Origin of the sequence: Embleya hyalina, assembly GCF_003967355.1 — a bacterium.
Lineage (GTDB): Bacteria > Actinomycetota > Actinomycetes > Streptomycetales > Streptomycetaceae > Embleya > Embleya hyalina.
Genome location: NZ_BIFH01000025.1, coordinates 85,489 through 107,249 on the forward strand (window position 1 = coordinate 85,489; position 21,761 = coordinate 107,249).

General features: G+C 70.3%; 22 protein-coding genes. 13 read left to right on the forward strand and 9 right to left on the reverse strand.

What is annotated here, in order from left to right:
• Positions 1-49 precede the first annotated feature (49 nt).
• The 7 genes from EMA17_RS26770 to EMA17_RS26800 all read left to right on the forward strand — a co-directional run bounded on the left by EMA17_RS26770 (position 50) and on the right by EMA17_RS26800 (position 7,226).
• Positions 50-772, forward strand: coding sequence for a CIS tube protein (locus tag EMA17_RS26770; protein WP_126639690.1), 723 nt, complete (start codon positions 50-52; stop codon positions 770-772).
• Positions 769-2,538 (forward strand): VgrG-related protein, encoded by a 1,770-nt coding sequence (locus EMA17_RS26775; protein ID WP_126639691.1) that lies wholly within the window; start codon positions 769-771, stop codon positions 2,536-2,538. The genes EMA17_RS26770 and EMA17_RS26775 overlap by 4 nt, the downstream gene beginning before the upstream one ends.
• A 56-nt stretch (positions 2,539-2,594) precedes the next feature.
• Positions 2,595-2,909 carry a PAAR domain-containing protein gene (locus tag EMA17_RS26780; RefSeq protein ID WP_126639692.1) on the forward strand — a complete coding sequence of 105 codons (315 nt, stop codon included), beginning with the start codon at positions 2,595-2,597 and terminating at the stop codon, positions 2,907-2,909.
• Positions 2,906-3,331, forward strand: coding sequence for a GPW/gp25 family protein (locus EMA17_RS26785; protein ID WP_126639693.1), 426 nt, complete (start codon positions 2,906-2,908; stop codon positions 3,329-3,331). Before EMA17_RS26780 ends, EMA17_RS26785 begins: the two co-directional genes overlap by 4 nt.
• Before the next feature lie 4 nt (positions 3,332-3,335).
• The gene (locus EMA17_RS26790; RefSeq protein WP_126639694.1) at positions 3,336-5,300 is read left to right on the forward strand and encodes a putative baseplate assembly protein; all 1,965 of its coding nucleotides are present in this window, start codon (positions 3,336-3,338) and stop codon (positions 5,298-5,300) included.
• Positions 5,297-5,860 (forward strand): phage tail protein, encoded by a 564-nt coding sequence (locus EMA17_RS26795; protein WP_126639695.1) that lies wholly within the window; start codon positions 5,297-5,299, stop codon positions 5,858-5,860. Before EMA17_RS26790 ends, EMA17_RS26795 begins: the two co-directional genes overlap by 4 nt.
• A 742-nt stretch (positions 5,861-6,602) precedes the next feature.
• Positions 6,603-7,226 carry an NADase-type glycan-binding domain-containing protein gene (locus tag EMA17_RS26800; RefSeq protein WP_246126915.1) on the forward strand — a complete coding sequence of 208 codons (624 nt, stop codon included), beginning with the start codon at positions 6,603-6,605 and terminating at the stop codon, positions 7,224-7,226.
• A 262-nt stretch (positions 7,227-7,488) separates the two neighbouring features.
• On the opposite strand, the gene EMA17_RS26805 is transcribed toward EMA17_RS26800, so the two are convergent.
• A complete protein-coding gene (locus EMA17_RS26805; protein ID WP_126639697.1) occupies positions 7,489-7,860 on the reverse strand; it encodes a MerR family transcriptional regulator in 372 nt (123 codons plus the stop codon).
• 74 nt (positions 7,861-7,934) lie between these two features.
• On the opposite strand from EMA17_RS26805, the gene EMA17_RS26810 reads away from it, so the two are divergent.
• The 3 genes from EMA17_RS26810 to EMA17_RS26820 all read left to right on the forward strand — a co-directional run bounded on the left by EMA17_RS26810 (position 7,935) and on the right by EMA17_RS26820 (position 11,195).
• Complete coding sequence (locus EMA17_RS26810; protein WP_307721563.1) at positions 7,935-9,155, forward strand: MFS transporter; 1,221 nt, start codon at positions 7,935-7,937, stop codon at positions 9,153-9,155.
• Between the two features lie 908 nt (positions 9,156-10,063).
• On the forward strand, positions 10,064-10,363 hold the full coding sequence (locus EMA17_RS26815) for a cupin domain-containing protein (RefSeq protein WP_126639699.1): 300 nt from the start codon (positions 10,064-10,066) through the stop codon (positions 10,361-10,363).
• A 607-nt stretch (positions 10,364-10,970) separates the two neighbouring features.
• Positions 10,971-11,195, forward strand: a complete 225-nt coding sequence (locus EMA17_RS26820; protein WP_126639700.1) for a hypothetical protein — start codon at positions 10,971-10,973, stop codon at positions 11,193-11,195.
• A gap of 131 nt (positions 11,196-11,326) precedes the next feature.
• On the opposite strand, the gene EMA17_RS26825 is transcribed toward EMA17_RS26820, so the two are convergent.
• A complete protein-coding gene (locus tag EMA17_RS26825; protein ID WP_126639701.1) occupies positions 11,327-12,721 on the reverse strand; it encodes a glutamine synthetase family protein in 1,395 nt (464 codons plus the stop codon).
• Positions 12,722-12,981: 260 nt separating this feature from the next.
• Between EMA17_RS26825 and EMA17_RS26830 the strand changes: the two genes are divergently transcribed.
• Positions 12,982-14,538, forward strand: coding sequence for a radical SAM protein (locus tag EMA17_RS26830; RefSeq protein ID WP_126639702.1), 1,557 nt, complete (start codon positions 12,982-12,984; stop codon positions 14,536-14,538).
• A gap of 120 nt (positions 14,539-14,658) precedes the next feature.
• On the opposite strand, the gene EMA17_RS26835 is transcribed toward EMA17_RS26830, so the two are convergent.
• Positions 14,659-15,003: an EthD domain-containing protein gene (locus EMA17_RS26835; RefSeq protein ID WP_160161572.1), complete on the reverse strand. Its 345-nt coding sequence runs from the start codon at positions 15,001-15,003 to the stop codon at positions 14,659-14,661.
• A gap of 1,115 nt (positions 15,004-16,118) precedes the next feature.
• Here EMA17_RS26835 and EMA17_RS26840 point away from each other — a divergent pair.
• Complete coding sequence (locus EMA17_RS26840; RefSeq protein ID WP_218043062.1) at positions 16,119-17,177, forward strand: GNAT family N-acetyltransferase; 1,059 nt, start codon at positions 16,119-16,121, stop codon at positions 17,175-17,177.
• A gap of 193 nt (positions 17,178-17,370) precedes the next feature.
• Here the strand turns inward: EMA17_RS26840 and EMA17_RS54315 are convergent, their stop codons facing one another.
• Complete coding sequence (locus EMA17_RS54315) at positions 17,371-17,721, reverse strand: hypothetical protein (protein WP_246126931.1); 351 nt, start codon at positions 17,719-17,721, stop codon at positions 17,371-17,373.
• Between EMA17_RS54315 and EMA17_RS26845 the strand changes: the two genes are divergently transcribed.
• Complete coding sequence (locus EMA17_RS26845; RefSeq protein ID WP_246126932.1) at positions 17,602-18,057, forward strand: DUF3703 domain-containing protein; 456 nt, start codon at positions 17,602-17,604, stop codon at positions 18,055-18,057. The genes EMA17_RS54315 and EMA17_RS26845 overlap by 120 nt on opposite strands.
• Here EMA17_RS26845 and EMA17_RS26850 read toward each other — a convergent pair.
• From EMA17_RS26850 to EMA17_RS26870, 5 genes are all read right to left on the reverse strand, one after another.
• Positions 17,970-18,518 carry a DUF6461 domain-containing protein gene (locus EMA17_RS26850; RefSeq protein WP_126639705.1) on the reverse strand — a complete coding sequence of 183 codons (549 nt, stop codon included), beginning with the start codon at positions 18,516-18,518 and terminating at the stop codon, positions 17,970-17,972. The two genes, EMA17_RS26845 and EMA17_RS26850, sit on opposite strands and share 88 nt — an antisense overlap.
• Positions 18,519-18,634: 116 nt before the next feature.
• Positions 18,635-19,381, reverse strand: a complete 747-nt coding sequence (locus EMA17_RS26855) for a dienelactone hydrolase family protein (RefSeq protein WP_126639706.1) — start codon at positions 19,379-19,381, stop codon at positions 18,635-18,637.
• Between the two features lie 35 nt (positions 19,382-19,416).
• Positions 19,417-20,145, reverse strand: coding sequence for a class II aldolase/adducin family protein (locus EMA17_RS26860; RefSeq protein ID WP_246126916.1), 729 nt, complete (start codon positions 20,143-20,145; stop codon positions 19,417-19,419).
• A complete protein-coding gene (locus EMA17_RS26865) occupies positions 20,142-20,477 on the reverse strand; it encodes a ferredoxin family protein (protein ID WP_126639707.1) in 336 nt (111 codons plus the stop codon). Before EMA17_RS26865 ends, EMA17_RS26860 begins: the two co-directional genes overlap by 4 nt.
• A 131-nt stretch (positions 20,478-20,608) precedes the next feature.
• The gene (locus tag EMA17_RS26870) at positions 20,609-21,637 is read right to left on the reverse strand and encodes an NAD(P)/FAD-dependent oxidoreductase (RefSeq protein WP_246126917.1); all 1,029 of its coding nucleotides are present in this window, start codon (positions 21,635-21,637) and stop codon (positions 20,609-20,611) included.
• Positions 21,638-21,761: the final 124 nt, after the last annotated feature.

The following is a 21,761-nucleotide window of genomic DNA, read 5'->3' on the forward strand; positions in this document are numbered from 1 at the left end:
GACCCGTCCCGTCCCATGTGTCCGCTACGCACCCAAAGGGAGGAACGACATGTCACCCGTCGGCCGTACCAGCCGGGCCCGCGCCCAGTTGACCATCATGGAGCCGCCCGCGACGGTGGGTGCCCGGCCCGGCGGCCGCATCGCCCGCATCACGTTGCAGTTCAATCCGGCGCAGTTGTCGCTGACCAAGAGCACCGAGTGGCGGCGATCGCCGTCCCGGATGGCCGAGCGGTCGTCGCTGCCGGAATTCGTCGGCAGCGGGCCCCGCTCGTTGTCCCTGGACGTCTTCCTCGACGCGACGGCCACCCACGACAACTCGGTGGAGAAGGCCGTCGAGCAACTGATGCTGGCCTGCGTGCCCACACCCGCCAGCCTGGCCGCCAAGAAACCGGCCAGCCCGTGGGTACGGTTCGACTGGGGCACCGCGAAGACCACATCGTTCGACGGCGTACTGAACAACTTCTCCGTGTCCTACACGTTGTTCGACGTCGACGGGAAACCGTTGCGGGCCACATGTTCGTTGTCCATCGAGGAGGCCGGCTCCGCTCCGGCCGGGCAGAATCCGACCTCGGGCTCACCCGAAGCCCGTCGTACCCACCGCGTGGTGGCGGGCGACAGTCTGGCGCTGCTGGCCTGGCAGGAGTACGGCGACGCCGGTCTGTGGCGCGCGATCGCGGAGGCCAACGACATCGACGATCCGATGACGTTGGCTCCCGGCACGGAACTGATCGTGCCCGCCGCGGGAGAGCGGACCCGAAAGGAGTCCGCATGACCTCCGCAGGCAGGTCGTTCGCGGCCGATCCGATCGTCGAGGCCCCCGGCGAGCTGCCACCGGCGTGGGTGGCGCAGTTGGTCGGCTGCGAGGTCGACGAGCACGTCGGCCTGCCCGACACCGCGATGCTGACCTATCGGGACCCGGACCACCAACTGCTCACCGCCACCGGGATCGGCATCGGTACCCCGGTGAAGATCTCGGTGGTCACGGTGCGGGACCGGGTACGCGAACGTCTGTTCACCGGCGAGGTAACAGCTCTCGAACTGGACTCCGACACCACCGGCTCGTTCACCGTGATCCGAGCGACGTCCAGGGCGCACCGCCTGCAACGCGGGCGCAAGGTGGTCGCGTTCCGCAACATGCGGACCGCGGACATCGTCCGCAAGGTCGCCGCGGGCGCCGGACTGGCCTGCGGCCGAATCGAGGCGGCGCCGATCATGCACAAGCAGCTGACCCAGGCCAACGTCTCGGACTGGGAGTTCCTGCGCCACCTCGCCGCCGAAAGCGGCGCCCAGGTCCGCATCGACGACACAGGCCGGCTGCAATTCGTCGGGCCCAAGCCCGCCTCGACCGCGCCTCCGCCCTCGACCCGGGCGGCGCAGAGTCCCGTGGTCCTCGAATACGGCGCCAATCTGTTGGCCCTGCGGGCCGTGCTGACCGGCGCGGACGCGGCGGCCGACGTCGAGGTGCGCGGCTGGAACGTCACCACCAAGACCCCGTTGACGGCCAGAGTCCCGTCGGTGCGGAGCACCACCGTCGTGCCGGGGATGAACCCGAGCCTGGCACAGAAGGTGTTCGGCAAGTCCCCCCGGACCACCATCACGGACACCCCCTATCGCACCCAGGCCGAGACCAGGGTGGTGGCCGGCGCGGTGGCGGCCGAGGTGAGTTCCGGCTTCGGCGAGATCGAGGCGGTCGCCGAGGGCAATCCCAAACTGCGCGCCGGCGAACCGGTCACCCTGGGCAACGTCGGCCCCGCGTTCTCCGGGCGCTACACGGCCACCGCCACGCACCACGTCCTGGAACCGATCCGCGGCTACCGCACCACCGTCGTGGTCAGCGCGACGTCCGACCGCTCGTTGTCCGGTCTGACCGCCGGGGCCAACGCTCCCTCGCGCGGTCCGCGTATGCCGGGTCTGGCGATCGGTGTCGTCACCGACGTGCGTGAGGAGGGCGGCGCGCAACGCGGCTCGGTCCGGCTGAAGTTCCCCTGGCTCGACGACACCTACGTCACCGATTGGGTGCGGACCGTGCAGTGGGGCGGCCGGGGCGGCGGTGGCGTGTTCGGCCCCGAGGTCAACGACGAGGTGCTGGTCGGGTTCGAACAGGGCCTGCTGGACTGCCCGTACGTGCTCGGCGGTCTGTACAACGGGGTCGACAAACCCTCGCGGCACGACGTACCGCTGATCGACCGCACGAGCGGAAAGGTCAACCGCCGTTCGCTGGTGTCTCGTTCGGGCAATCGGCTGGAACTCCTGGATACCGCTCGCGGGGCCTCCGGCGTACGACTGGCCAGTGGCAACCGGCGCCTGGAGGTACGCCTGAACGAGCGGGCGAACAGTATCGAACTCACCGTGTACGGTCCGGCCGGGGGACGGGCGAGCAGTTCCGTGACGCTCACTCCGACCGGCATCACCCTCGACGCCGGTACCGGCGCGGTCACCATCAACGGCCGCTCGGTGAACATCAACGGCACGACGAACGTCACCGTCGACGGCGGCCTGCTCGGCGTCCTCAAGGCCAAACTCATCAGGATCAACTGAACCGCGCACCGGCGCCACACAGACCCGAATCCCATCCCGGCCAAGGAGCACCGACGATGCCCCCCGCAGCCCGCACCGGCGATCCCACCGCCCACGGCGGCGTCCTGGGTACCCCACCCCCTGGCGCCGCGGCGGCCGTCGCCACCGTGCTCATCGGCGGCAAGCCCGCCGCCGTCACCGGCAGCCTGCACGTATGCCCGGCGCACGCCTACCTCGGCCCGGCCAACGTGGTGATGCCCTCCCCCGCCGCCGCGACGAGCGGAATCGTGCTGATCGGCGGCCTGCCCGCAGCCCGCATGCGCGACCAGACCTCGTGTGGCGCGCAGATCCTCCTCGGCGCGCCGAACGTCCTGATCGGAGGGCCCCTGTGAGCGGACGTTTCATCGGCCGCGGCTGGGGATTCCCGCTGCGGGTGAGCCCCACCGGCGGCATCGGCATGGTCGAGCGCGATCGGGAGATCGAGGAGGCGATCCGGCTGGTCCTGGGTACCGCGCCGGGCGAGCGGCCGATGCGGCCGGAGTTCGGCTGCGGCATCCACGACTACGTATTCGCGCCCGCCGACGGCGCCACCGCCGGGCGCATCGCCCACGAGACCCGGGTCTCGCTGGAACGCTGGGAACCGCGAATCGAGGTGGACGACGTGGTGATCGCGTTCGACACGGTCGACGAGGGTGTCCTGTACATCGACGTGCGCTACACGGTGCGCTCCACCAACGACGTCCGCAATCTGGTCTTCCCCTTCTACACGATCCCGTCCTCGGAGGGCTCGCCGAACACCGGGACCCAGGAGTGAACTGATGGCGCTGCCCTCCCCCAACCTCGACGATCGGCGCTTTCAGCAACTCGTCGACGAGGCCAAACGATACGTGCAACAACGCGCGCCCGAATGGACCGACCACAACGTCTCGGACCCGGGCGTCACCCTGATCGAGACCTTCGCCTACATGGTCGACCAGTTGCTGTATCGGCTGAACCGGGTGCCGGAGAAGAACTACACGGCTTTCCTCGACCTGCTCGGCGTCACGCTGTTCCCACCGGCCGCGGCGGGCGCCGACGTGGATTTCTGGTTGTCCGCGCCGCAGCCCGAGACCGTGCGTCTTCGGGCGGGTACGGAGGTGGCGACCAGCGGCAGCGAGACGCAGGAGGCCGTGGTGTTCGCCACCACGGCGGACCTGTCGATCGTGCCGAGTTCGCTGACCCGCCTGGTCACCGCCCCGAGTTCGGGCGGCCTGCACGACCGGACGGGGGCGCTCACGGCCGGCGGCACCATCCCGGTCTTCCAGGCCCGCCCCGCCCCGGGGGACGCGATGCTGCTCGGCCTGCCCACCGCCGTTCCCCGGTGCATCGTCGCCGTGCGCCTGGACAGCAGGGTCGAGGGCGTGGGCGTCGACCCGCGGCAACCTCCGCTGGTGTGGGAAGCGTGGGACGGGGCGCGCTGGCTCGACTGCGAGGTCGGCACCGACAGCACCGGCGGACTGAACCGCCCGGGCGAGGTGACCGTGTTCGTGCCCGCCGGTCACACCACGTCGGTGGTCGCGGGCACCCCGGCCGGCTGGTTGCGCTGTCGGGTCGTCCCGGCGGAGGCCGGCCAGCCGTTCTACTCCGAGTCGCCGACCATCCGCGAGGCGGAGGTGTTCACCGTCGGCGGCACGATCGGCGTCGAACACGCCGAGACCGTCTTCGACGTGCAGCTGGGCATCTCCGAGGGGGTCCCCGGCCAGCGCTTCACGGTCGCTCGGCCACCCCTGCTGCTCGACGGCCCCGCACCGGTCGTACAGGAGTCCTCACCGGAGGGTTGGCGGATCTGGACGGCCGTCGAGCACTTCGGCGCATCCGGCCCCGAGGACCGACACGTCCGCGTCGACGCCACCACCGGCGAGTTCGCCTTCCCCCCGGCCGTGCGCGAACCGGACGGCAGCCTGCGCACCTACGGTGCGGTGCCCGCCAAGGGCGCCCACCTACGCGTCCCGCGACACCGCACCGGCGGTGGCGCGGCCGGCAACGTCGCCCGCGGCACGATCCGGGTGCTGCGCAGCTCGGTGCCCTACATCGCGGAGGTCGACAACCGCGAGGCGGCCCGCGGCGGCGTCGACGGCGAGACCGTGGAGAACGCCAAGACCCGGGCCCCGAACATGCTGCGCGTGCAGGAACGCGCGGTCACCGCCCGCGACTACGAGTTCATCGCGCGCCACGCCGCGCCCTCGGTGCGCCGGGTGCGCTGCCTGCCGACCGCCGACGACGAACCCGGCGCCGTGCGCGTGCTCGTCGTCCCCGACGCGGTCGCCGACGAGGGCGACCGGCTGCGCTTCGAGCAACTGATCCCCTCGGATCGGGTCCTGGGTGCGATCACCGAACGACTGGACGAACGACGCCTGGTGGGCACCCGCCTGATCGTGGAACCACCGGCGTACCAGGGCGTCACAGTCGTCGCCCGCCTGGTCGCGGCGAACCCCGGCGAGGTGGACCGGGTGCGCGAGGACGCCCTCGACGCACTGTTCGACCTGCTGGATCCACTGCGCGGCGGACTCGACGCGACCGGATGGCCGTTCGGCAGGGCCGTGCAGTACGGCGAGCTCTTCGGCGTACTCCAGCAAAGCGTGGGCGCCGGATTGGTCGAGGAGGTACGGCTGTTCCCGGCGGATCCGATTACCGGACGTCGCGGCGGAGCGGTCGAGCGGATCGAAGTCGCCCGCAACGCACTGGTGTTCTCCTACCGGCACCAGGTGGTGGTCACCGCGCGCGAACCCGACGGTGACACATGACCAGAGCCGCCGTACCCGGCCTCCCCACCCGCTACCCGATCGGCGATCTGCTACCCGCGCTCTACGCGGACGACGATCTGGCACAGCGCTTCACCGCGGGCCTGGACATCGTCCTGGCACCCGTGTTCACCACTCTGGACAACCTTGCCGCCTACCTCGACCCCTCGCTGGCACCCACGGATTTCCTGCACTGGCTCGCCGGCTGGATCGGCGTCGACGTGGCCCCGACGTGGCCCGAGGAGGTGCGCCGAGCGGTGGTCGCGCGCGCGGTCGACCTGCACCGCCGGCGCGGAACCCGTCGTGGACTGATCGAACTCCTGTGGTTGTGCTGCGGCGTGCGCGCGGACGTCGTGGACGGGGGCGGCGGCGCGTGGTCGTCCGAGCCGAACTCCGCCCTCCCCGGTACCCGTCCCGAGGAACTCCTGGTACGGGTGTGGCCGGTGCGCGCACTGGACGTGGACCGCGAACGGATCCACGAGGTGGTCGCGGCCGCGTGCCCCGTGCACCTGACCCACCGGGTCGAGATCCTGCCCGGCCCGCCCGACCGGAGAGGGGGCTGACGCCATGCGCGCGTGTCCGACGTGCGGGGTCGCCAACGAGGACGACGACGACTTCTGCGGCAACTGCGGCTCGTACCTGGGCTGGTCGCGGGGACCGGCGCGGAATCGACCCGCTGCGCGGGTCGAGGAGGCGCCGGATGAGCTCACGACGCCTGAGCAGTCGGAGCGGTCGGAGCAGCCCGAGGTGCGCAGGAGCCACGAAACGCCCGGGGCAGGGAGGGGGCCGGGGGGCTCGAACGTTGCCGGAGCCATCAACGAACCGTCGGAAACCTCCGGGACACCCGGGCCGCCTTCGCGGACCCACGGGCACCCCGCATCGGCACGACCGGCGACCGAGGGCACAGCCCTGCCGGCGCCGGCCGAACGCGGCTCCGCGGACCCGGCGGCGCCAATCGCCGCAGGCCCGCCCGCGGCACCGTCGAGGGCGGAGAACCCCACCTCGCCCCCGCCGACCACCGCCCGCCCGGCCGTACCGCCGTCCGTACACGATCCCGTACCTGGGGACGCGCCCTCGCCACCCCGCCCGGCCGCACCGGTGCGGTCGGCCCCACCCGCGCTCCCGACACCGCCGGAGCCGCCCGCGCCCGAACCCGTGCTGCCCGTCCGACCGGCCAAACCGGTGGCGCCACGACCCGTCGTACGACCGGTCGCCACCGACGACGCCCAGGACGGGCCGCCGTGCCCGGACTGCGGCACCCCGAACCGACCGGAACGCAGGTTCTGTCGCCGTTGCGCCGCCCCCTTGCACCTGACCGCGCCCCCACCCGCCCTGTCCTGGTGGCGCACCATCCGGCCGTTCCGACGCCGGGTACGCACCGGCTCGGGGGCGGTGTGGCGACGCCTCATCACCGTGCTGGTGGTCGTGGCGCTCGTCGTCGCGGGCTTCTTCCTCGTCCCGCTCGCCCGTTCGCTCTTCGAGGACACCCGGGACAAACTCGGCAAGGCTTCCCAGGTCACCCCGACCACCGTCACCGCCGGCGCCGAGGCACCGGGTCACCCCGCGAGCGCGGCCACCGACGGGATCACCAACCAATGGTGGGGGGCACCCGCCCTCGGCGATTCCCTCACCTGTGCCTTCGCCACCCCGTTCCGCTTGGTCGGCGTCGTCGTGCACGCCGGCGGCTCCACCGCGCCCGAGGAATTCCGTCGCGGCGCTCGCCCCACCCGGCTCGACCTGTCGATCACCGCGAAGGACGGTCGCGTGACCACCCGCACGATGACCCTCGACGACCGTCCCGGCCCACAAACGCTCCGCATGGGTGTCAGCGATGTGGTCTCGGTCCGCTTCACCGTCCGCGCCGCAGCAGGCCCGGTGACCGAACAACCCATCGCCCTGGGCGAGGTCGAATTCTTCAAACGCACCTGAAACGGGGCTCGGTTCCGGCCCCTCCCGGAGCGCGAGCAGACTTCGCCGACTCGCCCACGGCCAGTCGAAGACCGCCGACGTCCTCTTCGCCGTGGCGGCCACCCGACGCTGGGCCAGGGCGGCATCACCGCGAACGCCGCGACGCCCGGCGCCATCTCCATCCGTTTGCGACGAACCACGGCTTCGACGTACGACATGGCATTCCCTCTCCGTCGAACGATCGGGATTTGGTCATGCCCGGTCCGGTGTCCCGGGCGTGCCGTCAGCTTGCTTCGGCGTCGAACCCGGCTGCGCGGAGGTAGTCGCCGATGGCCGTGTGATTCTTCGTGAGACATTCGATCTTCTCGGCCATGCGATCGCGTACCTCCTCGAGGGTGGCAACCATGTCCGGCGTCACATAGGGCATGTGAATCGTTATCGGGCTGTCCAGGCACGGCAGGATTTGTCCGATGATCCTCGTCGGCAGACCGACGTCGAGCAAACCCCTGATCTGGCGGACACGATCGACCACATAGTCGTCGTAGTCCCGGTATCCGTTGTGCAGACGCTCCGACACGATCAGATTTCGCGCCTCGTAGTAGCGCAACATACGCACCGGCGTATCCGTGCGCTTCGACAGCTCACCGATCCTCACGTGCGAACCCCCCACGAACGTCGCAAGTCATCGATTTGACCCTGACATTAATGTCATCCATCGATCGTATGGTCATGCCAAAGACGGATCAAACCAGATCGATTGCCGCCCCTGTCCCACGGTTTCCCCTCGCGGGGCTGCTGGCACTGGGTACCGCGGGACTGATCACCCTCTTGACCGAGACGATGCCCGCCGGAGTACTGCCCGCGATGAGCCGCGACCTGGGGGTGAGCGAGTCGGCGGCCGGTCAGACGGTCACGGCCTTCGCCCTGGGGGCGCTGCTGTCGGCTCTCCCCCTGACGCGAGCGACCATCGGATGGCCGCGCCGGCACCTCCTGCTGTCCGCGGTCTCGGGATTCGCCGTGACCAACACGATCACGGCCCTCTCGCACAACTTCGTCCTCACGCTCGCGTCCCGGTTCATCGGAGGTGTCGTCGCGGGACTGCTCTGGGCCCTGCTCGCCGGGTACGCCCGTCGCATGGTCGCCCCGCACCAACGCGGCAAGGCCATGGCAATCGCGATGGCAGGCACTCCCGTCGCACTCTCGGTCGGTGTACCCGCCGCCACATTCCTCGCGAAAGTCGTCGGCTGGCGTTTCGCCTTCGGACTCACGACCGCGGCCACCCTGGGACTGATTGTCTGGATCATCGCCACAGTCCCCAACTTCCCGGGACGGCCCAAGGAGTCCCGGCTCCCGCTCACCCGGACTCTGCGCATCCCCGGTGTCGCCCCCATACTCCTCGCGACGCTGACCTTCGTACTCGCGCACAACACCCTGTACACCTACATCGCGCCTTTGCTCGACTCGCTCGGCATGACGGATCGGGTCGACGCCGTCCTCCTCACGTTCGGGGTGCTGTCGTTGGCGAGTATCTGGATCACCGGCGCACTCATCGACCGGCACCTGCGCACCCTCGTGATCACCAGTTGCGTCCTCTTCGCCACGGCGGCTCTGCTCCTGGGAGTCTCCACCGGCTCCCCCGTACCGGTCTTCGTCGGCGCCGCCGTGTGGGGACTCGCGTTCGGCGGCGCGGCCACCCTGCTCCAGACCGCTGTCGCCGAAGCAGCCGGTGCGGCCGGGGACGTGGCCCAATCCCTGTTCGTGACCGGCTGGAACACCGGCATCGCCGGCAGCGGCATCCTCGGTGGACTCCTGCTCGGCGGACCCGGAGCAAGCTACCTCGGCTGGAGCGCCCTCGCGCTTTTGCTACCGACTCTCACGATCGTCGTCGGTGCACGCAAGAACGGCTTCCCCGCGCGCCCACTCCACGACACCGACACGACGCCAAGATGAAGTGACCACTTCTCGAAGGCGACAGCGGCCCTCATGTCCGCAGGCGGTCGACGACCGTGTTCGCGACCCGAGCGGCGTACGGCACGAAATCGCCGCCGCGGAACGCGAAGTGGATATCAGGGAACGTACGTCACCGCCGGCACCCGACGCCCCGTCCCCGCCTCCCGCCCGGGCCGTCGGTACCGGCCGTGCCGGCGACGCAAGGAAGCACCAGTTCGTCCAACGTGCACGCACCGATGCGACCACGCGCGTGCCCGCGCTCCCATGCGTCGCTGGTAACGGCGGCGTTGAAGCAAAGCGTTCAAGCCCACGAGCACTTCGACCATCGGGGTGCAACAGGCGAGCGGAAGGCCGGATGGGCGAACGCAAGTGAACCCTCGATGATGCCCCGTGACGATAAGACCGCGTCGATGGTGTGTTGGCGGCGGTCACAGGACCCGGTGCCGGAAGGCACCAAGCGACCTCCGAGTAACTGTTTTTGGAGGGAGGACACCGCTGGTCTCCGGCTAGAGGGGGCGCCCACCCCGGGCGCGGGTTACCGGTGCGGAACGTGGAAACCCCGACGGGGTCCAAGCCCCCGGCTGTGTGCTGGTGCTGTTCCGGGCTGCGGATGACCGGCGGCTGGGGCAGTGGAAACACATCCGGGATACGCGACCGCCTCCGCGCCGCGCCGTAGTCGTCGACGCCGGACGCCGTGGGCAACCCGGGCGGTGGCCCACGGCGTGACGACCAGGCGAAGGCTGACAGCCGGACGGACCGCTCGCGTTGCCGACGGGCATCGGGGCAGGTAGAACGTTCGTGACCGTCCTGTTCCGTCCGTGGGAGCCGTCGTCGGGTCCGGTGGTCCGGTGGCGCAGGGACCGGGAGCGGTTCCCCCGCCCATCCGTCCGTGGAATCGAGGATCCGTCGTGGACGACAGCCGACACCCCACAGTGACCGACCCGGAGTTCTACCGGGTCGTCTTCGAGAACGACAGGGTCCGGGTCGTGGAGTTCCGCGACACGCCCGGGACGCGCACCATGCGGCACCACCACCCGGACAGCGTGCTGATCACGCTGAGCGCCTTCCGCCGACGCATGACGATGGACGACCGGGTCGTCGAAGTGGACCGCGCCCCATTCGAGGCGGGGTGGATGGTCGAGCACACCCACATCGGGGAGAACGTGGGCGACACCCCCGCGCACGTGATGTTCGTGGAGATCAAGTAGGCCGTCGCACACAAGCGCCCGGCGCTCGCACAGCCCGTCCGGCCGGACGGCCGCACGGGACCCGTGGACACATCCGCGGCCCGCGGTGCCGAGACCGGCGGGTATCCCCGGGTGAACCCCGCGCGATGGCCGGTCGGGAATCGAAGCGCACGCTCCCGTAGATCCCCCGGGGCCACGAGCCGTTCGCGAGGATCTCGGCCGTCGCCCCGGTGCGGCCGGCGGCGGCGAACGTGCGCGCGACGGCGTCCGCGAAGTTGTCCGCGAAGGCGGAGACTCCCCGGTGCCAGGTCGTAGCAGGTGCCGGCCTTCGGGTTCTCCACGCTCGGCCCGCGGCCGTCGTAATCGATGACGTGGACCGAGAAGACCCCGGTCGCGGCGTGCGCGGGGACGGGCACGGTCGGCGCGAGCAGGACCGCGCCCGCCGCGGCACCGACGATCGGGGGACACGCATACGAGGCCACCCAAGGGAGGGGACCAGCAGGGGACGGTGCGATCACACCCCGGATCCGATGTCGAGTCCCGGGATTGCCCCCTACGAGCGCACCCCACTCCCCCACCCGGACGGCTGCGATGATCGGGCCGGGACCGCTTCCGCCACGGCAGCACCGTGCAGATCCAGGCGTTCGACGATCACCTGCGCGGGACCGAGGTCCACCTACGACTCATGAAGGCCAAGCCGGGCATGCTCGCCAGCGGCATCATGCCCGAGTACCCGTTCCGGCGCTGCGGGGGCGTCGTCGCAATCCTCGGCCGGCTCTCCTCCGACGGGGCCCAAGAGGCCATGGACGACGGCGAGAGGTCCTGGACGAGGCCCTGCGCGACGAGATCGTGATCGACCGGGAGGATCGTCGCCACGACAGCGAACGGGAGCGGCCCGACCGCGTTCGGGTCGCGCACCTCCGTGTGGAGGCCGGAGCCGTGGGTCGAGGAATTCCCGTGTGGGCGGACGGCCTCGGTGCCTGCTCAGCAGCCCTGGTCGGCGTAGGCCGTCTGTTCCCAGTCGGTGACGGCTCTGCAGAATCGCGTCCATTCGTCGGCCTTGATGGCACGGAACAGTTCGGATATCTCCGATCCGAGGCCGCCGGTGATCACGGGATCGGCGGTGAACGCCCGCAGCGCCTCGTCCAGGGTGGTGGGCAGTTCGGGGAAGCGGGTGTCCCGGCGTGGGTCGGAGGTCCCTCGCGCGGGCCCGGGGTCGATCCGGTTCTTCAGTCCGTCCTCGATGGCGGCGAGGAGGACGGCGTGGGAAAGATACGGATTGACCATGGCGTCGGGGATTCGGACCTCCAGTCGGTCGCCGTCCGGAAGGCGCACGGCGCAGGTCCTGTCGTCCCTGCCCCAGTCGGCCCGGGAGGGGGTGAACGGGCTCGGCTGGACGAAGCGTTTGTAGGAGTTCACGGTCGGTCCGAGGACGGCTGTCGCCGCGGCGGCGTGGGTGAGGATACCGCCGAGGGCGTGCCGGCCGATCTCGCTCAGCCGCAGGCCACGTGCTCCCGGGTCGGCCAGTACGTTCGTCCCGTCTCGCCACAGGCTCAGATTGTGCTGGCAGCTGTTCCCCGTGTGATGGTCCGCGGGCTTGGGCATGAAATTGACCGTGAGCCCGAGTTCCCGCGCGACCTGGCGGCAGATCTGCCGATGGACGATCACGTTGTCGGCGGTGCGGTCCGCGCGGTCGAACATGCAATTGGGCTCCAGTTGACCGGGGTCGCCCTCGTGGTTGGCCTCGATCATGTCCAGCCCCAGGGCCTGCCCGTACGTGATGAGCCTTTGGTAGACGGGCCTGAAGGCATCCATGCTGTCGATGTGATGAATGGGGCTGATCGGCGGTCGCGCGGCGTCGAGGTGCGGCCCGCTCCATGACGCCTCCGGTTCGCACCCGCTGCGCAGTTCGAGCCCGGTGCGAGCGGTGAAAGCCGTGTGGCGGCGGCGCAGGTTGCCGCGGACGTCCGTCGCCAGCGGTCCGCCGCCGACGCCGTCGGGCAGGTGGGCCGGTTCGTACAGGCGGCAGAAGAACCGGCCGGCACGGGTGTCCCACGGGAGGACGGCGAAGGTGTCCAGGTCGGGCATGGCCGTGTACTCGCGCGCCTCGCAACCCCCGCCCAGCAGCGTCCCGTTCACGTCGGTGCGCATGTCCGCCAGGATGGCGCGATGTGCCCGTACACCGGTCTCGATGGTTCGGGTCAGGTGGGCCGCGGGCACCACCTTGCCCACCACGCGGCCGGTGAGGGTCACCGCTTGACAGTGGACGAACTCCACGCGGGCCTCGGTCACCAGATCCCGCAGCTTCCGCACCGCGGTCTCGTCGGTGTTGAGTTCGCGGTGTCGATCCAACTCGGAGCAGTCGGTGCGATCTGTCATCGAACTCTCCTCGTGTGCCACGAGAATCGGGCGGCATCGGACTGTCGTGAGTCGTATCCAAGCGGTCGGGCGCGCGATCGGCAATCGCGATCGCCGGGTGTCCCCGACGCGCCGGTGCGCATCTTTGGCCGGATGCCACCTATACGCACGCGTTGTGCCGTACGGACCATCGGTTAGGGCACCACAGCGCACGACCCCGGAGTGAACGCGTCGCCGTGCATCTCGCATCTTCCGTCGTCGGCCCGGCCCTTGGAGGGCACATGGCAACGTCCCCCGCGATCTCGCTCTTGCCCGTATCGACGGGTCCGCCCGTGGACACCCACGTCCCCACGGGTCGCATGTTGGTGATCCACCCGCCCTACGTGCACGACGACTACCTGGCGGGGGATATCCCGTTCCGCCCCGACCGGCTGCCCTTCCTGCCGGTCGCGCCGCTGTACGCGGCCGACTTGCTCGAACGACGCGGCCTGGCCGAGCCCACCCTGTTCGACTGCCAGCTCCACGACCTGCGTCGGGCCGAGAACCTGGACGAGTACGACTCGTACGCGATCGCCGTCATGGGCGCGCAGAACATCAGCCCCGCCGCCCGGGTCCACCGCCACCTCACCCTGGGATGCGGACTACCGGCCCATCGGGTGTACGTCGGGGGGCAGGGCGTGGAACGACTCTCCCCGGAGGAGTTCGCGGAGATCTTCCCCGGCGCCCACCAAACGGACCGTCGGTGGCTGGCCGCCCTTCCCGGCGCCATGGAGATCGACCTGTGTCGCCAACTCGACCGGCTCGCCGAGGACGACCTGCGCACCTATCTCACACACGAGTTGACCCTGCCGTTCAGCCAGGGCTGCAAGTTCGGATGCAACTTCTGCGGGGCCCAGATCCAGCAGCGCGAATCGTTCTTCAACGTCCGGGCGCACCTGGACAACGCCTGTCGGCTCGCGCGCCGCTTCGGCCTCTCCCGCCTGTACCTGTACTGCACCTCCCTGGATTTCTTCCAACAGGCCCTGCCGGGAGGGGATCTCGGCCTGCTCACCGCGCAATTGGAAGCGGTCATCGCGGTGGAGGAGCAGTACCCGGACATCCGCATCGGCCTGCACGCGCTGACCCGCGCCGACTCCTACAACGCCGCGATGCGCTCCGAGCATGTGCGCGACCTGGTGCTCCGGGCCGGGTTCGACCGCTTCGGCTTCGGCGCGGACGGCGCGGCCTCAGTCGCAGTCCTGCGAGCCATGCGCAAACACGCCGACACCCTGCGCTCCGATCTGATCACCGCCTTCCAGCACATGGAGGAGAACAACCTGGTTCCGGAGATCCTCTACGTCTTCGGCATCCCCGAGGACACCGAGGACACACTCGCCGAGACCCGGGCGCTGTGCGGTCTGTTGCTGGAGACCTTCCCCTCCTCGGAGTACCGGGGATTCCCGGCCAAAAACGAGATTCCCGGTAATTCGAACTGGAATCGCTCCGGCTGGAAGGGGTCGGCGGCGCGCCACCGCCTGCTGCGCGAACCCGACCACTTCCTCAACCTGGGCTTCGAGGCGCTGGCCAACGAGACCTCGCACCGCGACCCGGCAACGCGTCTTCTGGTCAACCGGTATGCCGTCGACATGAGCCGACACGCGCACGACCTCGGCCGCGTCCGCAGCTATCTGACGCTGCCCCTGGCCACCCCCGGCGCCGCCATCATGGACGAGCCGACGCTGGAGGGCTTCCGAGACCTCGCCGCGCACTACGCCCCCCACGCCGCCGCCGACCTGCGGACGGACACCCTGACCGACCTGCGGGCGGTACTCAACTCCGCCATCCCCAAGGACTACTGACACACCCCCCACGCGCGCATGATCGCGGCAACGCCGGGCCCTGCGGGCCTTCGGTCATCCGCCCACGGTCGGCACGAGCGCCCCGAACCTCGCGTAGTCGATGTACCCCGGCAGTGGTGCTCAACCGACGATCGGGGTTTCGGTGGCGTAGAGGAAACGGGTCAGGGAGCGGTCGAGGAACTTCTCCTCGTCTGCGGCGACGGTCGTGGTGAAGACGGCGGATGTGAACCAGCGGGTGGCGTCGGCGATGTCGTCGAACCAGACCTCGACGACGCCGTCGTAGTAGGTGCTGCGCAGGCCTGGGATCTCGTCGTCGGTGGGCAGGAGCAGGACATGGCGCCGGACCGGCACCGCTCCGTCCGTCACGCTCGCGATCAGCGGCAGGTGCTTGTGCGTCCAGTACTCCACGAACTCCTCGTGGGTCAGGTCCGCACGCCGGGTCAGGAAGATGCTGATCTTGATCACGGGACTCCTCAAGGCGGGTTTGCCGTTCCAGCGTCATGTTGCCCGGCCGGCGAGACCTTGACCGTAAGCACCCAGGCCCGCTTCGCAATCCCTACGGCGGTCGCGGCACCGGAAGGGGGATCTCACGGCGGTCTTACGGGAGTTCGCCGACACTCCTTCCACGATGAAGAGATCAAACCCATGCGTCCCGCCGTGGACACCGTGTCCATATCGCCAACCGTCTCCATGGGAACGCGTCCATCGGGGATCGACGTACCCAACCTGCGCTCCGAACGCCTCGAGGACACCCCGGACACCCGCGCGAAGCCCCGCGCAGCGGGCGCACCATCGGCCGCGGCCAGGGCTACCCGGTGCGTATCACCGCCCGCTCGGCCTCGCCGGACCGGCGGAATCGGGCAACCGGCGACTCGCGTGACCCACCCGGCAGGGTGTCGGTCTCGCTGATGACCTGTTTGTCGGGAACGTAGCCCCAGGTTCCCGCCGGTGTGTCCGCCTGGGTCCAACGTGAACGGGGCGGCGAAGCCAGGCGTACCGGACTCCTGGTGACCTGGTTCCGGGTGGCGGAGGCGACCGCTACGGGTGGGCCCGGGGGCGGAAGCCGAACCGACCGTGGAAGTCGGGGTCGCCGAGGACGACGAGCATGGGCGCGTGGAGGGCATTCGCTGCGACGAACGAGGCGTGGACCAGGGCTGTTCCGAGCTGTTCCGACGCCGCGGCGGCGATGCTCGAGGTGAACACCGCCGTGCCCGCGCGAGCAACGTGCCGCTCCGCCCTACGTGGAACCCGGCGACGATGATGCCGCGGTGATGCGTCCCGTCGGCCCTGCGTGCCTACGCTCCGTCCGTCCTCCCGGGAACGGCGGGACGGAAGTTCGTGAGGCTATGCGCGGAACGGCGCGCGTACGGTCGAGCGTTCCGGCCACCGGAACACAACCCGGCATGAGCCCGTCGGGGCGGGCAGGATGGCGCGCGGCACGCGAGACCATCCGGTGCGCCCGGCCCGGCGCACCGGACCGTTCCCCTCTCCCCGACGCGTTCTTCCGGTGCGCGTCCCCCGCATCGGCGCACGTTCCCCACCCGACCAGGAAGTCCGAGAGCCCGAAAGGCAGGAAACCCGTGAGTGAAACAGCGGATCGCAGCCCCGAATCGCGCACGTTGCGCGACCGGGTGACCGCACCGGCGACGGTCGAACTGCCCACGGTCGGCGACGGAATCGTCTGGCGACCCGTCACGGTCGCCGACATCGATCCGATCCTCGACCTCAAGCGCGCCGCCGGAAAGGTCGACCACCCGAGGGTCACGCAGACGAGGGACGAGATCGAGGAGGAGTTCGCGAGCGACAACTTCGACCCCGAACGCGACGCCGTGATCGGCCTCGACTCGACCGGGCGGGCCGTCGCCTACGCGTCGGCGGAGGCCCCGGAGAGCGTGGAGACGCTCGCCTGCGTCGAACTCGACGCCGCGGTGGCCCCGGATCGCCGCGGCGAGGGCCTCGGCAGCGCGCTGCTGGCCTGGCAGGAGGCCCGAGGGCTCCAACACCTCGCGGCGTGCGACACCACCGCACCCGGGTGGCTCATGTCGATGACCCACGAACACGCCCACTCCACCATCCGGCTCCTGGAGACGCACGGCTACGACCGCGCCCGATGGTGGCTGGAACTGGAACTCGACCTGGACACCCCGATCGCCGAACCGCCGAGCTCACCGGACGTACGACTCGTGCCCTACGGACCGCAATGGCAGGAGGAGACGCGATCCGCCAGGAACGACGCCTTCCGCGACCACTGGGGCAGTCCGCCGATCACCGCCGAGGAATGGGCCTCCGCCGACCGTCTGTCGGCATCCCGCCCGGACCTGTCACTGCTCGCCGTCACCACCGCGGCCGACCGCGAACGCGTCGACAGCTTCGTCCTCGTCGACGTCGACGAGGACGAATGGCCCCTGCGCGACGGCCCGTTCGGCTACATCACGACCGTCGGCACACGACGCGCGGCACGCGGACGGGGACTGGCCCGCACCCTGATGGCCCACGTCCTGCGGAGGATGCGGGCCGACGGTCTGCGCCGCGCCGTACTCGACGTCGACGCCGACAGCCCCACCGGCGCCCTGGGCCTGTACCAGAGCTTCGGCTTCACCGTCGGCGACCGCTCGGTCAGTCTCGTCAAACGCTTCTGATCCCACCGGGACGTAAACGCCCGGCCCGGTTCCCACCGGCCGCCGGGACCGGACGGACAAGAGGCATGCCGTGATCGACCATCGTGATACCCCCTTCCCCGACGCGGCCGACGACCGCGAGCCCGGCTCGCCCACCCGGGCCGGGGGCTCGCAACGTACGGGCTCGGGCCCAGGGACAGGGATATCGGCGCGTTCATCGGCAACAGCCCCGGTCTGCGGCGTCGGGGCAGGACGGGTCGGCCCCGACCGCGAGCACGGCGGCACGCAGGGTGCCGAGCGCGATACCGAGGCGGGCGTCGGCGAGTTCGCAGCGGGTGCGCCGCCCGACGGGGACGGCGACAACCAGGGCCGCGGTCGCGCAGGCACGCGAGAGGTTCGACAACCGGGTCCGCGAGATGCCGAGGGCATCGGCCGGGTCGTGCGCCTGCCGGTCGCCGCCCCCGGCTTCGCGGCCGGGAAGTACCCGAGCGGGAACACCGGCCGTGCCCGCGTCGGCCTGACCGCCCCGATGCCGTCCCCGACCCCGGCCGGACTGCTCCGCGATGCCGGCGTCGCCCTCGGGCCGGTCGACCGACACCGGCGCTCCCGCGGAATCGATGGCGATCTTTTCGAAGGCGGCTGTGGCGCGTATTCCCGGACGGTCACGATGACCGGCCGGGACGAGCGTTCGCAGCGGAGCGAAGGACGCTCGTCCGTACGACCGCCGTTCGAGAACTCGATTGCGGTTGACCTGTACTCGCCGAGACGCTGCCCGGCGGCGACGGGTTTTCCGTCGGCGCCGACACCCGGATGTCACCTCGGGATGCGCAGGGACGGGAGGTCCCTTTCGATGTCGGAGAGTTGGATGTCGAGGGACAGGGTTTCCCGTGCCGCTCGATAGATGTCGTTCAGGCCGCCGACCCGGTGGGTGCCCAGGGTGCGAATGCGTCGCGTGAAGGGGGAGTCGATCGACGAGATCGGTGCCGCGGTCATACCCGGTTCGAAGAACGCCTCCACCCTTCCCCGGCAGGCGTAGGCGAAGGTGGGCTGCGCCTCCCGGTTCCAACAGAACAAGAGGGCCTGGCCCGATGTGGACAGGCGGCTCACATGGTCGTCCGTGAGTCCGGTGTGGCCGAAGAACTCCTGGCAGAACGTCCAACCGCCGGAGCTGCCGACCCGCAGGATCCTCGTGTCGGCGTGCGGTGCGGCGTCGAGGAACTGCGCGTGGGTCCTCGGCAACGGGGGCTCCGCCTCCACGCCGAGAACACGGAGGACGTCCGCCGGGGAAAGCGAGTCACTGAAGGTGACGCACGCTTCCTCGCCGAAGAGGCGTTCCAGGCTGTTCGGGGTTCGCGAGGACAAGGTGCTCCCGTCCGGATTCGGGTGGTTGCCGCGTCGTCGCGGCCCCGGGCGCGCGGGGGCGGCCGTGCGAGTGGTGGCGTGCCTCCGCGCGTCCAGGGGGTGTTTGCGGCGGTGGATCAGGCGTGGGTGGGTGGCATGACCCGCTCCAGGAAGGCGTACGTATGGCGCCATGCCTCGGCGGCGGTCTCCGGAACGTACTTGTCGGGGCGGGCGTCGCAGGCGAAGGCGTGGCCCGCCTCGGGGTGGACGTGGTGCTCGTAGGTGACGCCGGCGCGGGTGAGCGCGGCGTCGATCGCGGCGATGTGGTCGGCCGGGATGGTGGGGTCCTGCCCACCGGTGTGCAGGAGCAGGGGCGTGTCGATGTGCGCCGCCCGGTCGAGGACCGCGTGTGGCCCAGCCGCCACGCCGGGGCCGTAGAAGACGACCACCCCGGCCGTCTTGGCGCCGGACGTGGCCGTGGTGAACGCGGCCCGCCCGCCGAAGCAGAAGCCGACGACCGCCGTGTGCGCCGCCGGGATGGCCTCCTCGCGTGCCAGGTGCTCCAGCACCGCGGTCGTGTCGGCGAGGACGGCGTCCGGGCCGAGGGCCGCGATCAGGTCCATGGCCTCGGCGTGTTGGTCGTAGCGCAGTTCGGCGATGCCGCTGCGGTGGAAGAGGTCGGGCGCCACCGCCAGGTAGCCGTGTTCGGTGACGCGTCGTGCCACGGTCCGGATGTGCTCGTTGACGCCGAACGCCTCCTGGAGGACGAGCACGGCGCCTGTGGGGCCCTGGGACGCCGGGGGCCGGGCGACGAAGACGCGCATGGGACCGTCGGCGGTGGCGATGGTGATCCATTCTTCGCTCGCGTGGATCCGCTCGCTCATGTGGTGATTGCCTTTCGGGTGGTGACCGCGGTCGTTCATCGCGCGTTTCGCTCCGCGAGGCGCCCGAGGTAGCGCCAACCGGCTTCGCGCTGCGTGGGGTTCCAGACCTGTTCGCGTTTGAACACCACCTCGGCGGAGTCCGACCAGACCCTGGGCCGGTCGGCGGCCATGGCCATCAGCTGGGTACGGCACGCGCGTTCGAGCAACACGGCGTACATGACGGCGGTGGCCGCGTCGGGGCCGACGGTGACCGCGCCGTGTCGCGGCATCAGACACGCGTTCGCGTCGCCGAGCGCCTCGGCCAGTGCGGCGCCCAGGCTGTCGGTGGCGATCAGCGCCCCGGTATCGGCGAAGCGCGGCAGTTGCGGATCACAGAACGGCACGCCGTCGTGGGAGATCGGCAGAAGCGGAACGTCGAGGGAGGCGAAGGCGCTCAGCGCGGGTGCGTGGGTGTGCACCACGCAGCCGACGTCGGCCCGCGCGGCCATGATCTCGGTGTGGATGGGGAATTCGATGTGGCGGGTGCCTTGACCCTCCAGCACCTCCCCGGCCCGGTCGACCAGGAGTACGCGGTCGGCGTCGATCTCCTCGAAGCCCCAGCCCGAAGCCTTCATCCACACGCCGCGATCCGCACCGTCGCGCACGGCGGCGTGGCCCCAGACCATGTCGGACAGGCCCGCCGCGGCCAGCGCGCGACTCGCTCGTACGGTCTCGTCGATCTCGTTCGTGGCGGTGTTCGGCGCGGCGTGGCGCACGGTGCTCACGACTCCTTGTTCCAATCGGTGACGAGCGGGGTGTCGACCCCGATCGCGCCGGTGTCGTAGGCCCCGCCGAGGTTGCCCAGCGCGGTGTCGCGCCCGGGCAGCGGCAGGGCGAAGAACGCGGCGTTGTCCCGGACCCAGAGGGGATCGGGTCCGCCCGAGGGGGCGACGATCGCGGCGACGGGGCATTCCGAGAGGCAGGCACCGCAGTCGATGCACTCGTCCGGGTTGATGTAGCGCTTGGTGGCGCCTTCGTAGATGCAGTCGACGGGACACACGTCGACGCACGCCCCGTCGAGTTCGTTGATGCACTTCTCGTTGATCACGTACGGCATGACGTCTCCTTCTCGCAGGAAGGTTCGAAGACTCGTTGGTTCATAGTTTTGTCGGTTCGTTTGGTTCGTTTGGTTCGTTGGTTCGGGGGTTCGTCGGTTCGAGGGTTCGGGAGATGTGTCGGGCGCCCCCGTCAGCCCGCGACGCCGGCCGGGGGTCGCTCGCTGGAGTGGCCCGGGAACAGGTCCTCGTCGGGGCGCAGGCGCACGGCGATGTTGTTGACGGCCGTCGCCGCCTCGCCGAAGCCGACCGCCATGAGGCGGACCTTGCCGCGGTAGGTGGTGACGTCACCCGCGGCGTAGACGCGGTCGACACCCGTGGACATGTCGGTGTCGACCTCGATCTGCTGTCCTTCCAGACGCAGACCCCAGCGCGTCAGCGGTCCCAGCGAGGCGACGTGACCGAGTGCCGGGATCAGAACGTCCGCGGCCACCCGTTCGAGGTTTCGCGTCGCGCAATCGCGGATGGTCACCGCGCGCACCGCGTGTTCGCCGTGCACCTCGGCGATCTCGCTGTCCGTGCGGACGCGTACCGGCCAGGTCGCCAGTTGCGCCACCGAGTGCTCGTGCGCCCGGAAGCGGCGCCGGCGGTGTACCAGGGTGACCCGACGGGCGTGGGGGGCAAGGGTGTTGGCCCAGTCGACGGCACTGTCGCCACCACCCACGACGATCACATCCCGCCCCTCGTAGGTGTGCGGCGCGGCGACCACGTGGTGCACCCCCTCGCCGGTGTACCCCGCCAGCGCGGGCAGCGGCCGAGGCGTGAACCGGCCGATGCCGGCGGTGAGCAGCACGGCGCCGGCACGGATCTCGTGACCGGCGGTGGTGCGCACCGTGACCCCGTCGGGACGCGTGTCCAGTTCGGCGGCCCCGTCGTCGAGCAGCACGACCGGGTCCGCGATCATCGCCTGTTCGGTCAACCGCGCCACCAGGTCCCGGCCGCGGACCGCCGGGAACCCCGCGAGGTCGAAGATCTCCTTGTCCGGGTACAGCGCCGCCACCTGCCCGCCCAGGTGCGGCAGGGAGTCGAGCAGTGTCACGCTCAGGCCCCGCGTGCCGGCGTGGTGGCAGGCGAAGAGGCCGGCCGGGCCGGCGCCGACGATCAACAACTCGGTCTCCGACGACCGTCGTTGCCGCGCCGTCTCCAAGGGGGGTTCGTTCACGGTCGACCTTCCGTCCGCCGGTTGTCGGCGGCGTTCTCATCGATGTGTCACTCTACGGAACACTGTTCCGTATCATGATCGCAATCTAAGTCTCGATCAAGGGTTGATATCTCTGCGCTAATGT

What these genes read in the sequence shown, in the direction of transcription:
- EMA17_RS26770 (WP_126639690.1), top strand. Translation starts at nt 50, where the DNA reads ATGTCACCCGTCGGCCGTACCAGCCGGGCCCGCGCCCAGTTGACCATC.
- EMA17_RS26775 (WP_126639691.1), top strand. Translation starts at nt 769, where the DNA reads ATGACCTCCGCAGGCAGGTCGTTCGCGGCCGATCCGATCGTCGAGGCC.
- EMA17_RS26780 (WP_126639692.1), top strand. Translation starts at nt 2,595, where the DNA reads ATGCCCCCCGCAGCCCGCACCGGCGATCCCACCGCCCACGGCGGCGTC.
- EMA17_RS26790 (WP_126639694.1), top strand. Translation starts at nt 3,336, where the DNA reads ATGGCGCTGCCCTCCCCCAACCTCGACGATCGGCGCTTTCAGCAACTC.
- EMA17_RS26795 (WP_126639695.1), top strand. Translation starts at nt 5,297, where the DNA reads ATGACCAGAGCCGCCGTACCCGGCCTCCCCACCCGCTACCCGATCGGC.
- EMA17_RS26810 (WP_307721563.1), top strand. Translation starts at nt 7,935, where the DNA reads ATGCCAAAGACGGATCAAACCAGATCGATTGCCGCCCCTGTCCCACGG.
- EMA17_RS26825 (WP_126639701.1), bottom strand. Translation starts at nt 12,721, where the DNA reads ATGACAGATCGCACCGACTGCTCCGAGTTGGATCGACACCGCGAACTC.
- EMA17_RS26830 (WP_126639702.1), top strand. Translation starts at nt 12,982, where the DNA reads ATGGCAACGTCCCCCGCGATCTCGCTCTTGCCCGTATCGACGGGTCCG.
- EMA17_RS26855 (WP_126639706.1), bottom strand. Translation starts at nt 19,381, where the DNA reads ATGAGCGAGCGGATCCACGCGAGCGAAGAATGGATCACCATCGCCACC.
- EMA17_RS26865 (WP_126639707.1), bottom strand. Translation starts at nt 20,477, where the DNA reads ATGCCGTACGTGATCAACGAGAAGTGCATCAACGAACTCGACGGGGCG.